A 14,984-nucleotide genomic window follows, 5' to 3' on the forward strand; every position below is an offset into this window, starting at 1 on the left:
CATAAAAACCAATAAAAACAGATAAAAAACAATAAAAAATAAGGTGGGCTTGTCCGGGCTACAGAACAAAAACCGCAAATGCATTATAGATAAGCGTTTGCGGTTTTTTTATTTTAAAAAAATATTTGCCTTGGGGGACACTTTTTAGTATGATTAAAAGACGAGTTTAAAAATTATCATAGCATTTCCGATTTATTACAATATGTATGCACTGCCATATAATTCTTTTCTTAAATCATATGGCTTTGACAGTTAATAGCATCAATAAAAAAGGGCTCAAACCTGAGCCCTTTAAATCTTTTACTTAGTTACGTTTCTACTAGAGAAAGAGGCTTTACCAAGTCTACAAATCAAATATAGTAAGAATTCCCGATATTGCCAACTATGAAACTGGCAATAAGAAACAAATATCTATCAAGTTCCAGATATAACCGATACTTAGTTGCTACCGGGAATGACATTGAAAGAGCTAAAAAACTATATCATGCAAATATCCGTTTAGCTCAAGCATTCCATCCGTTATTAAGCCAATTTGAAGTAGTCTTACGAAATAGTCTAAATATAATTCTGTCAAGTCATTTTAGAGATCCTGATTGGATCATTAATCAAAAGACGGGATTCATGCGGCATGCTTCCTTAAACCCAAAATTGTATTTAAAAAATTCAACAAAATACAGAATACAAACTCCGCAAAAGATCAATTCCGATTACAAGTGGCAAAGTAATTTCGGACCAAACCCTGGGCTTTTGGGTCGCACTTTTTTTAGCACATCACTATACATTGGTAAGTGGTCAACCTATTCACATTTTCCAAAACAAACCTTCCTTTGAAAATAGGGCTAGTATTCATGCTAAGCTCGATTCCGTCCTGGGTTTTCGGAATAGAGTAAATCATTGCGAACCACTATGTTTCGTCGCCAATAATATTGATTGTTCCGCTGCTACAAATACACGAAATAATCTCTACGATCTAATAAGCTGGATCGATCCAGAGTTAGTTCCCTTCTTTCATCTAATCGATAATGTTCCTAGTAAAATTGCTAATATAATGGCAATTTAATATGCTGTTTTGATTGGCGGCCCTGAAGCAATCATTTCATCCACGAATCCATAGCAGGGTGCTTAGGCATATTAAAACAAATGTAGAATGAAAATCCTGAACACAACAAACATCCGAAAAAAGAAATTACATCAAATGGATGTCAAAACGCAGCTCCAGGACGGAACCACCGCATGAAAACCACCCCGGCACCGCGTGACAAGGACTGCGGAGCCGGACAGAAGGTGGACTTGATGCGGATGTAATGCGGAAATGAAGAGGGCCGGTAAAACAACAGGCAAGGTGAAACAAAACGAGTTAAGGGGCGCCTGCAGCCCATGGCAATGCCCCCCAGAGGCAAGCTCGCAGGGGAATTCGGGGTTATGAAATAATTTTAAAATGAAATCCTTACTACAAAATCTACCTGTTACGGCACTACCTTACTCCCGCTGAACGATAACTTGTCCTGCGATAACAGGCACCATTGCACTGGGAACCACGCATAACGGGTGGGCATGGTGTACAGCTACCTGCACTTTAGGCGCTACGTTCTCTACGACAGCCACAATATCCGCCGCCTTATACTTCCGGTTGAGCAGCACCTCATTCCCCACAAACAACCTGACTTGCAGGGTTATCACAAGCGTGCCTTTGCCGGGCACTTCCACAAACAGATCTGCCCCGCTGAAAGGCTGCTCCAGGTCAATGTCCACAGCCGAAGCATCGGAACCTATAATACGACGGTTACCAAAGTCGATACGCGTAGCGATGACGGTAACTTCCATCCGAGTGGCGCCGCCATGTACAGGCAGATCCTGCGCAGGAATATGCAACTTACCGTCTTTAAAGCGCCCGGGCGGCTGGGAAAAGAACATCCTGGTATCGGTGTAGGGATTGAAGCGGAAGCCCAGTAATCCGGCATGATTGTTCCGCCCCGCATGCACGATAGCACTGTTCAGCCGGTTCACCAGGCTGCCGTCGCAATGTATGCCGAGATCGGGAGTGATGGCGCTGCGGATAAGCGCTCCTTTGCGGCTCGCGGCACCAAACCATTGCGCGGCACGACGGGTACCCCCCGTCTGCCGGACCCGCTCCGGACAAGTGCGCAGATAATGCCGGCCATTCCGGGTATAGGCGATAACATTGCCCAACCTGCCGGTAAAAGTGATAAAAGAATTAAGTGTTGCCATAACAAGTAGATTTTGTAATATGGAATTTACAAAAATCAGAGCGGCCCGACTCGAAGAGACATTGCAGTATTTCTAATGCCCCTTCGGCGCATGTTGCGAATACGCAAATGCTCACTGCCTTGCTATTGAAGCCTCATTAATGTAACGGGAATCAACGTTAGAAGTCTTCGAAATATGCTATATCACAGCTTCCCTCCTCACTGAAATACGTGGTTTCATGATTTTCGATATTTAGTCAGGGCATCTTCTTCACCAGGTCCTCATACACCGCAATCAAATGCGTCCGCACCGAGTCCGGCGTAGGGCTTTGCTGCCCGTTGGTTAATAGCGTGATGGAACCCGAAGGCAAAGCAGGCATGTGGCAATCGATGCAATTCTGCTGGAGGACGGACGGCGGCTTGCCGGTATGTTTGCAAAATTGAGGTGTTTCGGGTTGATGGCAGGTCATGCAGCGCTGCGAGAACGTCTGCATGCTGGTGCGCTCCGTCACGTGGGGATTGTGGCAGGAAGAACAATTCATCGTTTTGCTCTGCAGAAAACACTGGCTGGCTGCCAGCAATTGCATCTGGTTGCCGTGAACGTCGAGCTGGTTGGGCTTTTGCGGGAAGGGAACCGTTGGGATGATGAAATCGGAAAGCTTATTGCCGGGCTTGAATGTGAAAGCGGGTTTGTATAGAGGTTTCAGGCCTGAATGGCAAAGCGCGCAGGCATCGAGGCGCTGGATACGGCTGAGCGTATCGATCAGGGTGATATGATGTGGCTCCTTTGCAGAGGGGTTTTCTGTATGAAAATCGACGTGCGCCGCGGCAGGACCGTGGCACCGCTGGCAGTCGATCCCCGCGATCATCTCCCGCTTCGCGAATTTCTCCGTAATAGTCACACCTTTCACTTCTTCCCGCACCTTCACCATCGAACTATGGCAACCAAAACAAGTGCTGGGAATCACCCGGTCGAACTTGGGGTGATCAGCCGGAAAACCCGGACTGTTGGCCCATCCGTCAGCCGGTACAAACCAGGATATTGGCAACTGGAAATATTGTTCGTTCCGCCAGTACAAGGATGTCTGCGCCTTCCGCCCCGAGCCGAATACCACGTCAAACGGATAGCGCGCAGCTTCCTTCCCGTCTACCATCACTTTCTGAAACAATTCTTCCCCCTGCTTTTCCATCACCACATCCGCCCTGCCCGCAAAGTGGAATACATTCCCCGGCACGTCGAAATCCCCTTTCACCGTACCCCCTCCCGCCACGGCAGACGAATGCGCGTGCGCGGTCGAAGCATAACTATCGTAAATCGTTTTATGGCATTGCGCACAAGACGCCGCATCCGCAAACTCCTTCCCGCGCGGGTCCGAAGAGGAAAACTTCCGGCCCGAACAGCGTGACAAAAGCCCCACGGCAACGGAGATGTATATCAAAAAGAAAAACTGGCGCTTGTTCATAACAGTGGAAATTAACACCGGGCTTCCTTATCCATGCCCATTCTTCCAATTTAATTAAAAATCGGCTGTTAATCTTACTTTTGAAAGAATTGAACGCCCATGGAACAAATCCGACAATATTTCAATCAATTCACGCCGTTGTCGGATGCGGATTGGCATTACTTCTCCTCCCGGCTGACCCGGGAATCCTTTCCCAAGAAATCCCTCATCCTACGGGCCGGACAAACCGAAAACCACCTCTCCTTCATCGCGGAAGGGCTCGTCCGGTTCTACATCCCCGGCGACGAAGAAAACGATGTCACCTTCAGCTTCTCCTTTGCCGGAGACTTCGTGTCGGCCTACGATTCGTTTCTCACCCGCCAGCCTTCCACCTACCACGTCGAAACACTGACAGACACTACGCTGCTGCGCGTTTCCCACGCCGACCTCCAGGACATCTACCGCAACACGGCCGCGGGCAATATCATCGGCCGGCATGCCGGGGAAGGCCTTTACCTCACGCTCCTGCGCCGCGAGATTTCGCTGTTGCATGAATCCGCGGAACAACGGTACGTAAAGCTCCTGGCCGATCAGCCCAAGCTCATCCGCGAGATCCCGCTCAAATACATTGCCTCCTACATCGGCATCACGCCGCAGGCGCTCAGCAGGATCCGCAAGCGTATCTCGGGCATTTCTTAACCTGGGTTCATTGACTTCGCCGGGAAAGGAATGGACCTTTGCCTTAAAAAACGATGGTCCCCGAAATCACATTACTCGCCGTTACCCTGCTCGCCTTGTTACTGCTGAAATGGAAACACAAGGCATTCAGATTTGCACAAGCCGCCCGCATCGGGATGGCCGCCATGCTCTTTGTTACCGGCGGCGCACATTTCGGATTCGCGAAAGGCATGGCGATGATGCTGCCGGAAGCGGTCCCTTTTAAAATGGGCATCGTGTACCTGACAGGCATCCTGGAAATCGCAGCCGGGGTCGGGCTGCTCATCCCGAAAATGGCGGCGCGCACGGGCTGGTGGCTCATCGCGTTCTTTGTCTGCATCACGCCCGCCAATATCTACGCGGCTATGCACCACGTAAACCTGGAAACCGCCAGCTACGACGGCAACGGACCGGCATACCTCTGGTTTCGCCTGCCATTGCAACTCGTATTTATCGGATGGGTATACTTCTCAGCCATCAGGCCTCCCGCGGTGCCGCGGGTCGCCGGTCATTTGGTGTAGAGTGCGGGATTGAGGGCGGAAGGCGCCCATTGGCGCAGCATGTCGAGGATTTTCTTCTCATCGTAGGAATCGGCGGATTCGAGGATGCCCGTATTCTGCGTATGCAGGCGGTTGCCCTTGGCATCGAGGATCACGAGCACCGGGAAGCCGAAGCGCTGCGGAAAGCCCAGCTCCTTCAGGATATCGAGGTTTTTATTCTCCTTGCTGTAGTTGAGGTGATAGACGATGTAGTTGTTCTCCTGCGCCTGGGCGAGCTCCGGGTGATCGTTCACGAATTTATACAACCGCTTGCACCAGATGCACCAGTTGCCGCCGATCTGCAACAATACATGTTTCTTTTCCATGGAAGCTTTCTGCAGCGCGGCTTTCAGGTCCGCGCGCGCGTCTGCTGAAGGATTGTAAATGCTGTCAAGGCTTTTATGTTGTGCCTGCGCCGCACCAAATGCGATGACGGCTATCACGGTCAGTAGGAGTTGCTTCATATACGAATCAGTGAACGGCTAATATAAGGTTTTTCACGCCTTCTTGCTGTCGCGCTCCAGCCGCCGCAGCATTTTCTGCAGGTCCACCCCTTTGCCCAACACCGGTTTAAACAGGTCACCTTCGCTTTTGATGCGGTCCATCGCGTTGTGGATATTAAAGTCGGTGATTTTCAGGCCTGGCTTCACTTCCTCCCAATGGAGGGGCATGGAAACAGGGGCGCCGGGCCTGGGGCGGAGAGAATAGGGCGCGGCCAGCGTGGCTTTGGGCCTGTTCTGCAGGTAATCGATGTACAGCTTCCCTTTGCGGTTGCGCGTCATCCGCTCGATGCTGGTATAGCCGGGCAGCATTTCATGCACTTTCGTGGCGATAATCTTCCCGAACAGCTGGCATTCGTCGTAGGTATATTTTGCGTTCAGGGGGATGTAAATGTGGATGCCTGTGCTGCCGGAGGTTTTGGGATATCCCTTCACGCCCAGCCCGTCGATCACTTCCTTCACCGCCAGCGCGGTTTCAATCACCTGCCGGAAGGTATTTTTCTCAGAAGGATCAAGGTCGAGGCAACACCAGTCGGGATGATCGGGGGTTTGAATGGTGCTGTTCCAGGGATTCATTTCGATGGAACCGCTGTTGGCCATCCAGAGGATCGCGGCATCGTCTTCGGGAACGAGGAAATTTTTGTCTTCCCCTTCGCTTGTCGTGTAAGGATATTGCCGCATCCAGTCGGGCGCGGTATCGGTCACGTCTTTCTGGTAAAAGCTTTTCCCGGTGATGCCATTTGGGTAGCGGTTCATGGATTGCGGCCTGCCGGCGAGGTAGGGAAGGATGAAGGGCGCCACCTGGTAATAGTAATTCAGCATGTCGCGCTTGGTGATCTTTTCCTTCGGCCAGTAAATTTTAACCAGGTTGGAAAACTTCAGTTCGTGCCCGCTCACTTTCCGCACCTGCGTATCTTCGGAAGGATTTAGGAGCGTCTTTCTGGTTTTGGCGCCCGCGGGCTTCAGCGGCATTTTCACTTTTTTGCGCGGTGACTCTTCTGTTACTGCTGTCACTGCCGTTTCCTTTTCAACCTTTACTTCGCGGGCGGGCTTATCGTCGCGCAGCCCTTGGAAAGACGGGTGCCGCATCACGCCGTCGGAGGTGATTTCCGTAAAGTTCACCTCGCATACCAGTTCCGGTTTGAGCCAGAAGGCCTCGGCTTTGGGAGGATCAGGGCGGAAGCGGCTGGGTTTGTTGACATCGGGCTCCCGGGTGAAGGGTTGCCGCTTCCGCAGCAGGGGTTTGAATTGCTCCATCAACGCCTCCTGCTGCCGCACCGTAAAACCGGTCCCGACCTTCCCGGAATACACCAGTTTCCCGTTCTCCATAAACCCTACCAGCAACGCCGAGAAGGGCTTTTTGCTGCCTTCATTTTTCGTATACCCGCCGATAATGGCTTCCTGCCGCCGCCCCGATTTTATCTTCAGCCATTCCCGCGAGCGGTCGCCGGAGCGGTAAGTGCTGTTTTTCTCTTTGGCCATGATCCCCTCCAGCCCGAGTTCCCTCACCGCCTGCATGAACTCTTTCCCGGAAGTGGCGTAACCCGGGCTCGCCAATATCGCGCCGGTAGCCGGGATCAGGGCTTCCAGGATGGTTTTGCGGTCGGTAAGCGGCAGGTCGCGCAGGTCGTAGCCGTCGTACCACAGGATATCGAAAACATAATACCGCAGTTCGCCGTCGGCTTCGCTGCGCCATTGCTGCAGGGCGCCGAAATTCGCCGCACCGTTGTCGCTGACGGCAACGATCTCACCGTCCACCACGGCGCGGATCCCCCAGGCCTGCAACGCTTCCTGGATGGGGTAGAATTTTTCGGAAAAGGATTTGTTGTTGCGGGAACGAAGGTCGGGTTCGCCTTTATCCATGAACGCCAGCGCCCGGTAACCGTCCCATTTGATCTCGAAGATCCATTCGTCCGTACCCGGCGGTTCGTCCACCAACGTGGCGAGCATGGGCCGGATACCCGTGCCCATCGGCTGTTTGACGGCCTTCTTCAGCAAAGCCGCCACCTTGGCGGGGAGCTTTCCCGGCGGTTTTACGGCCTTCCTGCGGGCGGCGGCGGGCTTCTTCTGAAGGTCCGCGGCGCCTGCAAGGGCGCCCGGCGTGGGGGCTTTTTCCTTTTTGACGGTATTTGAAGGTTTCTTTGCCATAACCTGCATTTCAGGCGGCAGAAACTATGCCAGCGGGAATTGTCCGTTTTCCGCCACAGTGCTATTTGACGAAGCGGAAATCGAAAGCCCCGGTGCGGAGGTGCACCCCATATTCCAGCCAGGCCTTCATACAGGCGCAGAAATTGGCCCAGCCTTCCGTATTGCCCACCAGCCATTCCTGCCCCGGATCGTACCCCCCGGGCGAGGACTCCTCGATCTTCACCACGGTAGCCTTGCCGTCCGCGAAAGGCTCCAGGCGGATGCTGCACACCAGCTCATGCCCGTTTACGTCCCAGCCGAAGCGAACCAGGGAAGTCGGTTCCACTTCCTTCACGTTCACCGGAACATCTCCGTCGAATTCCGGGAAGCGCCAGGTGAGGGAGGCGCCGGCCGTCATCCTGCCGGTAGATTCCGAGATGAAATAGTTGCGCATGATTTCCGGGTTCACGATCGCTTCAAACACTTCTTCCACCGGCTTCCCGATCTGGATCGCCGCCTTTGCCGCAGGGCCTGGTTCCGGTTGTTTCCCGCGGTTGAAATTCCCCAGCCCGAAGGCGTTCCCCTGCGGATCGCGGAGCATGGCGTAGTGGATCAACCCTTCCTTGTTCTTCGTGATTTTCACCACTTCCCCGCCCAGCCGCTCGCAGGCCTCCACGCTTTTTTCAGGCTCCTCAACGTGCACGTACATCATCCATACCTGCGGAATGCCGGTATTCACGCCCCGGGCATGGCATACGCCGCCCACAGGTGTCCCGCCGGTATCTTTCATCATGTAATCCTCATACGATTCACTGCCGTCTTTCATCGGCACCCCGTCCGATCCCCAGCCTGCCACTTCCCGGTAAAAATCGCGCAGCGCAGCGGCGTCGGGCACCGTGAGATCGGCGAAAATGACTGCTCCTTGTGTATACATGGTATTGAAGTTTTAACTTCCTGAAATTACGACAATTGCACCACCGCCCGGGGGGCTTTTTGAGCCATTATCTGTCCATAATGCCCCTGTACATTTCTACTGAAAACGAAAAAGCCGCACGCGGTGAAACGTGCGGCTTCGTATGATTGTGTTTCAGCCTATTGCAGGATGGTATAAGCGCCTTGTGCTTCGTATTGCTTCCCGTAACGGTCGGTAGCCCGCACCTTAACCTGGTGCTCGCCCGCCGCCAGCTTAAACGGAATCTTTACCCACCACAGGTGCGTGCTCTGCGCCGCATGCGAAGGGCGTTTCCCGTTGAGCAGCTTCTCGGTATGGTCGAATTTGTGGAGAACGTCCAGGTACGCGGGGTCCGCGGCTTCCATGTAATCCATCGGCTTCCACTCGCCGCCGTCGATGGAATATTCCACCTTGTCGCCTTTCGCGCCCATGAAGAAGTTGGCGTAAATGCCCGCGGAACTGTTGCGGTCTTTTTCGATCACTTTCGGAATGAACAGTTCGATCTGGTAGTCGCCGGATTTACCCGCCACTTTATAATCGATGCTGTATTGATTGCCGTTGATATTCAAAAATGCATAGCCTTTCGGTGTGCCGTCGCGCATGGTGGAAGCGGGAACGCCCTGGGCATTGAGCTCGCCGGAATACCAGTCGCCGGAAGTAGTGCCCGCGTTGTATTCGTGGTGCGGCTTCTCCTGGAGCCATCCGTCCGCCTTCCCATAAAAATTCTGCCGTTGCAGGTGCGTGTGGGCCGACATAGACAGCGTATTCGGGAAATCTTTCAGCAATTCAAACAAACGGTTCCTGTCTTCGGTCCGGAACGATACGCCGTTTTCGTTCAGCAGCGGGATGTGGAATGCGAGTACCACCAGCTTGTCTTTCGGAACGGTTTTCAGGTCGTTCTCGATGAACTGCAGCTGGTCGGCGCGCAATCCGCCCCAGTAGCCCTTGCCATCGCGGGGATCGGGGTAGATGATATCATCGAGCACGATGAAGTGGGCGTTGCCGTAGTTGAAAGCGTAGTTGGCGGGCCCGAAATTCGCTTCGAAAGTTTCGTCGGCGAAGAGGTCGTCTTTCGCGTCGTAGTTCATATCGTGGTTGCCGATCACGTTGTACCAGGGCAGGCCTACTTTCTTTACCGCCTGGATGTAAGGACCGTGCAGGCTGAGGTTATCGCCCACGAGGTCGCCGAGGCTAAGGCCGAAGGCTACGTTCTTCACACCTTCCACTTCCTTCACGATGCCGTTGCTGAAATGTTCGATCTCCTGCATAGTGTAGGGTTGCGGATCACCGAACACGAGCACCCGGAAGTTGCTGTTTTCTTCCTGTTTGCGCAGGCCGAAGTTCAGCTGGGCAGGCAGCGTGCCGGTAGGCGCGGAACCTTTGAACTTGAAATCGGCAGGCGAGCCCCCGGGCTTGTGGATATAATAACTTTGCGGAAGGTTATTCGCATCCAGCGCAAACTGGTAGCCTGCCGGCTTGATCACGAAAACCACCGTGCCCGGGCGCTCCGGCAACTCATAGTTCCCCTGCGCGTCGGTACCGGCTACTTCGGTGCCATTGCTGACGTACACGCCGGAAAGGCCTTTCTCTTTCCTATCCAGCTTGCCATTTCCATTCAGATCCTCATAAACCCTGCCTTTCACCTGCGCCTGTGCCATGGCGGCGATCAGGGTCAGTGCGGCGAATGCCGTAAAAAATTTCCTTTTCATGTGGATTGATTTTATTGTTGCCACCAAACTTTCACATCCAGCCTGTCGCCGCCGATCTGCTGCACCGCTTTCAGATAATTCTCGGTGTTATATATTCTTACCGAAGTAGGATAGTACATGCGCGCCGGCATATTGCCGTTATTGAACATGAAAGTCGTTTTCGGCAGTACCGGGAAGCCGGTGCGGCGCTGTTCGAACCACTGCTGGTAATCGGTGAAGAACAGCGCAAAATATTTCTGCAGCATGATGCGTTCCAGGGTGCCGTCGTATTTCGCTGCGGGTGCGTCGAAATAATTGGCCGGCATCACACCTCCCCACATTTCAACCGCCGCTTTCACACCGTTGTTGTAAAATGTTTCCGCAGATGAAGTTAAATGACCTTTCTGCGCCAGTTCCGCTTTGATGAACTCCACTTCCGCATAGCTCATGATGGGCGCGATCATCGGCGCGATCACGAGGCGCTGCAGCAATCCCGAAGGCGTAAAGTCCACATTCGTCTGCGGCTCCATGTACGTGACGGGCAATCCCTTGTAACCCAGGCTGGCATTATCCTTCCCACGCGCCACGCCCGCGAAAAGTTTCAGGCGGGGATCGTTTACTTCGTTCAGATGATTGATAAAGAACTCGTTGAAAGAACGTCCGTTGCTAAAATCCTGCGGGCGGCTCCAGGGAGAAATGTTAGGCACGGTACCAGTAATATTGAGCACTGCCGCATCCGAATTCGCCGTGAATATAGGGTACTTCGCCGGATCATTTACCATTTCTGCCATCTTGGTATAATTCTCCGGCATCTTCCCGGCGGAACGGAGCAACAGGCGCAGGCGGAGGGAGTTGGTGAACTTTCTCCATTTCGTAAAATCATTGCCATACAGCAGATCTGCGGCGTACGTTGCCGTAGAGCCTTTGCCGTAAGTGGTATCCGCTTTTTCCAGGTCGGCTAACATGGTTTTGTACACATCTTCCTGCCTGTCGAAGGAGGGGAAGAATTTGCCGTCTTCACCGCTGAGCGCGTTGCTCATGGGCACGTCGCCGAAGCAGTCTGTCAGCTGGGCGTACATAAGCGCTTTCAGCGTCAGCGCGATAGCCTGGTAGTTCCCGTTACCCAGCTTTTCCGCGTTCAGCTGCATCTCGCGGGCATTCGACAACCATTTGTAGTTGGTGGTCCAGGTATTGTTGCCCACGTCTTCCCGGAAATCGTACAGGAAGATCTGGTCGTCCACGTTCTCGTTGGGATATCCGCTGGCCACCTGCATCAGCTCGAAAGTGAATGCGCGGCTGCGGTTGACGTTGAAAGAAGCAATGCCATAAATCGTAGGATTCAGCAGCGTGCCCGGCGTAATGCTTTCCAGGCGGTTTGGATCGGAGTTGGTTTCCAGGAAGTCTTTGGTGCAACCACCCAGCGCCAATGTGGCCGCTGCGGCGGAGATCAGACTGATGGAACGGATATTTTTACCTATGCGGGAGAATGTCATTTGTTGCTGTTTTTCAGGTTGATTACAGTTTTACTTTCAGGTTGAAGCCAAAGGTGGCGGGGTTCGGCATCTGCCCAACTTCCACACCGGTCAGGATACCGGTACCGCCTGCCTGCGTTGCCACTTCAGGATCATAAATCGGGAAGTCGGACCAAACCGCCAGGTTACGGCCATACACCGCAACGCTCGCGCCTTTCAGGAAGGAATTGCCTACCAGCTTCGCCGGCAGCGAGTACTCTACAGACACCTCACGGAACTTCAGCCAGGAAGCGTTGAAAGAGTTAGCCTCGGTGTTGTTCAGGCGGTAGTATTGTGCGTAGTAATCGGCAGGACGGACCCTCGTCGTATTCGGAACATAAGAACCGTCTGCTTTCTTCTCCACGCCTTCCCCAACGATCCAGCCTTCCTCACGGCCTTTCAGCGTGTGTTTCAGCTTGCCCTGTTCGGTCATTTTGTGGTGGGAGTGCGAATAGAGGATGCCGCCGTACTGGCCATCGAACGTTGCGCTCAGGCGGAAGTTTTTGTAGGTCAGGTTGTTCACAAGACCGGCTCTCCAGTCAGGATTGGTATCGCCGATGTATCCGGTGGTCTGGGTCACAACGGGTAAACCGTTGCTGTACACGATCTGGCCGTCCGGAGCACGCTCGAACATCAGGCCGTACAGGGCGGAAGCGATCTCGCCTTCAACTGCTGTGAGCGTAGCGCTGGAAGAACCCATGATCGACAACCTGCCGCCTAATCTCGGATCCAGGCTCATCACTTTGCTACGGGTTGTGGCCCAGGTGGCGATCACACTCCAGCTGAAGTTCTTTGTTTTCACCGGCGTAGCGTTCACGATCAGTTCCACGCCGCGGTTGCGGATCTCGCCGGAGTTGAGAATGGCGGAGCTGAAGCCGGAAGAGTGTTCAAGGGGAACGGACAGGATCTGGTTCCTGGTATTGGTCTGGTATACGGATGCATCCACACGCAGCCTGTTCTGGAAGAAGCCCAGGTCAAGGCCGGTTTCGATGCTGGTGGCGATTTCAGGTTTGAAGTGAAGGTTGTACAACTGCGTTGGCGCTTCGGCAGAACTGGGGAAGTCGCTGCGGTTGTAATATTTATTCGTTCTGTAGGGATCGGTGTCGTTACCCACCTGCGCGGCGGACAAACGGTATTTCGCAAAGCTGATCGCTTTCGGCATCCGGATCATCTCGCTCAGGATCACGCTCAGGTTGGCGGAAGGATAGAAGAACGACCAGTTCTCCTGCGGCAGTGTGCTCGACCAGTCGTTACGGCCGGTCAGGTCCAGGAAGATCTTCTCACGGTACGCCAGGTTGATCAGTCCATACACGCTGTTCACTTTCTTATCGGCATCGTAAGTGGCTACCAGCGGGTTGCCGATGCCATTCGTCATTTTATACACACCCGGCACCACCAGTCCGATCAGCGTATTGTCGTTGCGTTTGTATTGGCTGGTCATGGAGTTGGCGCCCACGGAGGCGTTCAGGGTAAAGTTGCCGTTGCTGAACGCGTCGCGGTAAGACAGGAGGAAGTCGCTGTTGATTTCCTGGCTGTAAACCTGCTGCGTCTGGTAGAAGCCTTGTCCGTAGCGGTTGATATCCCAGGGACGGCGCTGGTCGCGGGCCTGCTGGTTGGTGTTGATACCGGAACGCAGCATCAGGCTGATCTTCGGCGTAATCTGCGCGTCTACTTTCAGGTTACCGGTGAGCTGGTTGCTGCGGAGGCCGTTTTTGATCTCGTCGGTCATGGCAAACGGGTTGTCGATGAACGAACTGTAGGGGCGGATCATGTCGATGCCCTCGAAGCCGGGGCGCCAGAGCGGGCGGTACCAATCCAGGTTCACGTTGGGGTTCTGGAAGATCATGAAGTAAGCGATGGAGTGGTTGTTGTACCCCAGGCCCGGCAGGTTGTCGCTGGTTTTGTTGGTGTAATTCACCACCGAGCTCACCTTGATCTTGCTGGAAATTTTATACCCTGCATTCACGGAAGCGGTGGTCCGCTTAAAGCCCATTGAAGGCATGATCCATTTGTTGTCGGTATGGGTGAGCGAAGCGCGTACCGTTCCCAGGTCGCCCGAGTTATCGAGGGTGATGCTGTTGGTGGAAGTACGGCCCGTTTGCCAGTACGATTTACGGTTGTTTTTGTACGGCACCCAGGGCGTTCTTTCAGCTCCTTGTCCAAACCTGGCGGGATCGTACTGGTAATACATTTGCCCGTTGAATTTGGGACCGAAGGCGCTGGAGCTGCCGCCGGTGTTACGGCCGTCGTCGGATACTCCGTAAGAGTAAAACATTTCGCCGTCGGCGTTATAGTTGGTTTTACCGTCGCCCTGGCCGTATTCGTATTGATAATCGGGCCAGCGGGTGATCACGTCCCAGCTGTTGTTGGAGTTGAGCGAGATGCCCAGGCCTTTGCGGGTTTTACCGGATTTGGTAGTGATCAGCACGGCGCCGTTGGCTGCCCGGCTGCCGTACAGCGCGGTAGCGCCGGGGCCTTTGAGCACGGAGATGCTTTCGATATCGTCGGGGTTGATGTCGGCAATACCGTTACCAAAATCCACCGGCACGTCGATGGACGCGTCGCCGCCCATGTACATATTGGAAGCACCGGAAGTGGTGAGGCCCCCGTTCACGGGGATACCGTCTACCACTACCAGGGCCGCGTTGCCATTGGTGGTGAGGGAGCTTTCGCCGCGGAGGCGGATTTCCTGGGAGTTCAGGGGGCCGCCGAGGCCGGCGATGTTGAGGCCGGCTACTTTACCGCGCAGTGCTTCCGACCAGTTGTTGGGGCGCGCATCGGTGAGAGCTTCGGAGCCAACGGTCTGCTGTGCGTAGCCGAGCGCTTTTTCGGAACGCTTGATGCCGAGCGCGGTCACCACTACTTCGTTCAGTCCGGTGGACGAAGACTTCATGGTGAGTTTCAGCTGTCCCTGGATATCGTTTACTACGTAAGTAAGTTTTTCATAACCGATCATGGAGAAAACGAGCGGGGTGCCTTTTTCCGTTATGTTGATGGAAAAGGAACCGTTCTCGTCGGTCATCCCCACGAGTTTGCCGTTGGCGAGGATGGTGACCCCGGGCATGAGGGAGCCGTTGTCTGCTGTCCGGACCGTACCTTTTACCGGCATTTCGGCCTGCGCATGCAGCTGGCCCGGCAAAAACAATCCCGCACAGCAAAGGATGCAGGCGAGTAACTGTAGTAATTTTTTCTTCATATGGTGATCGATTAGGTGATCTGTAGATCGTGGTTTCAGGGCGCAAAGGAACAGCGGGCGTGTTATGCGAACACTAACTAAACTTTACGATAATGTTAACATTTT

At 53.7% G+C, this 14,984-nt stretch carries 10 protein-coding genes; 2 read left to right on the forward strand and 8 right to left on the reverse strand.

Going from position 1 to position 14,984, the window contains the following annotated elements; all coding sequences use genetic code 11:
* Positions 1-1,479: 1,479 nt before the first annotated feature.
* Both Q0510_RS13020 and Q0510_RS13025 read right to left on the reverse strand, forming a co-directional pair.
* Positions 1,480-2,229 carry a hypothetical protein gene (locus tag Q0510_RS13020; protein WP_298712318.1) on the reverse strand — a complete coding sequence of 250 codons (750 nt, stop codon included), beginning with the start codon at positions 2,227-2,229 and terminating at the stop codon, positions 1,480-1,482.
* 235 nt (positions 2,230-2,464) lie between these two features.
* The gene (locus Q0510_RS13025) at positions 2,465-3,670 is read right to left on the reverse strand and encodes a multiheme c-type cytochrome (protein WP_298712321.1); all 1,206 of its coding nucleotides are present in this window, start codon (positions 3,668-3,670) and stop codon (positions 2,465-2,467) included.
* Between the two features lie 99 nt (positions 3,671-3,769).
* Here Q0510_RS13025 and Q0510_RS13030 point away from each other — a divergent pair, with 99 nt between their 5' ends.
* Positions 3,770-4,348, forward strand: a complete 579-nt coding sequence (locus Q0510_RS13030) for a Crp/Fnr family transcriptional regulator (RefSeq protein ID WP_298712324.1) — start codon at positions 3,770-3,772, stop codon at positions 4,346-4,348.
* A gap of 53 nt (positions 4,349-4,401) precedes the next feature.
* On the forward strand, positions 4,402-4,887 hold the full coding sequence (locus tag Q0510_RS13035) for a hypothetical protein (protein WP_298712327.1): 486 nt from the start codon (positions 4,402-4,404) through the stop codon (positions 4,885-4,887).
* On the opposite strand, the gene Q0510_RS13040 is transcribed toward Q0510_RS13035, so the two are convergent.
* From Q0510_RS13040 to Q0510_RS13065, 6 genes are all read right to left on the reverse strand, one after another.
* Positions 4,875-5,369 (reverse strand): thioredoxin family protein, encoded by a 495-nt coding sequence (locus Q0510_RS13040; RefSeq protein WP_298712330.1) that lies wholly within the window; start codon positions 5,367-5,369, stop codon positions 4,875-4,877. The two genes, Q0510_RS13035 and Q0510_RS13040, sit on opposite strands and share 13 nt — an antisense overlap.
* Before the next feature lie 33 nt (positions 5,370-5,402).
* Complete coding sequence (gene ligD, locus Q0510_RS13045) at positions 5,403-7,553, reverse strand: DNA ligase D (protein ID WP_298712333.1); 2,151 nt, start codon at positions 7,551-7,553, stop codon at positions 5,403-5,405.
* A gap of 61 nt (positions 7,554-7,614) precedes the next feature.
* Complete coding sequence (locus Q0510_RS13050) at positions 7,615-8,466, reverse strand: SRPBCC domain-containing protein (RefSeq protein WP_298712336.1); 852 nt, start codon at positions 8,464-8,466, stop codon at positions 7,615-7,617.
* Between the two features lie 158 nt (positions 8,467-8,624).
* Positions 8,625-10,193, reverse strand: coding sequence for a calcineurin-like phosphoesterase family protein (locus tag Q0510_RS13055; RefSeq protein ID WP_298712339.1), 1,569 nt, complete (start codon positions 10,191-10,193; stop codon positions 8,625-8,627).
* 11 nt (positions 10,194-10,204) lie between these two features.
* Positions 10,205-11,665: a SusD/RagB family nutrient-binding outer membrane lipoprotein gene (locus tag Q0510_RS13060; RefSeq protein ID WP_298712342.1), complete on the reverse strand. Its 1,461-nt coding sequence runs from the start codon at positions 11,663-11,665 to the stop codon at positions 10,205-10,207.
* A gap of 22 nt (positions 11,666-11,687) precedes the next feature.
* The gene (locus Q0510_RS13065; RefSeq protein WP_298712345.1) at positions 11,688-14,879 is read right to left on the reverse strand and encodes a SusC/RagA family TonB-linked outer membrane protein; all 3,192 of its coding nucleotides are present in this window, start codon (positions 14,877-14,879) and stop codon (positions 11,688-11,690) included.
* Between the last annotated feature and the right edge of the window lie 105 nt (positions 14,880-14,984).

Origin of the sequence: uncultured Chitinophaga sp., assembly GCF_937874145.1 — a bacterium.
Taxonomy (GTDB): domain Bacteria; phylum Bacteroidota; class Bacteroidia; order Chitinophagales; family Chitinophagaceae; genus Chitinophaga.

Excerpts from the sequence above, each read along its gene's own strand:
- Q0510_RS13020 (WP_298712318.1), bottom strand. The coding sequence starts at position 2,229 with ATGGCAACACTTAATTCTTTTATCACTTTTACCGGCAGGTTGGGCAAT.
- Q0510_RS13025 (WP_298712321.1), bottom strand. The coding sequence starts at position 3,670 with ATGAACAAGCGCCAGTTTTTCTTTTTGATATACATCTCCGTTGCCGTG.
- Q0510_RS13030 (WP_298712324.1), top strand. The coding sequence starts at position 3,770 with ATGGAACAAATCCGACAATATTTCAATCAATTCACGCCGTTGTCGGAT.
- Q0510_RS13035 (WP_298712327.1), top strand. The coding sequence starts at position 4,402 with ATGGTCCCCGAAATCACATTACTCGCCGTTACCCTGCTCGCCTTGTTA.
- Q0510_RS13040 (WP_298712330.1), bottom strand. The coding sequence starts at position 5,369 with ATGAAGCAACTCCTACTGACCGTGATAGCCGTCATCGCATTTGGTGCG.
- ligD (WP_298712333.1), bottom strand. The coding sequence starts at position 7,553 with ATGGCAAAGAAACCTTCAAATACCGTCAAAAAGGAAAAAGCCCCCACG.
- Q0510_RS13050 (WP_298712336.1), bottom strand. The coding sequence starts at position 8,466 with ATGTATACACAAGGAGCAGTCATTTTCGCCGATCTCACGGTGCCCGAC.
- Q0510_RS13055 (WP_298712339.1), bottom strand. The coding sequence starts at position 10,193 with ATGAAAAGGAAATTTTTTACGGCATTCGCCGCACTGACCCTGATCGCC.
- Q0510_RS13060 (WP_298712342.1), bottom strand. The coding sequence starts at position 11,665 with ATGACATTCTCCCGCATAGGTAAAAATATCCGTTCCATCAGTCTGATC.
- Q0510_RS13065 (WP_298712345.1), bottom strand. The coding sequence starts at position 14,879 with ATGAAGAAAAAATTACTACAGTTACTCGCCTGCATCCTTTGCTGTGCG.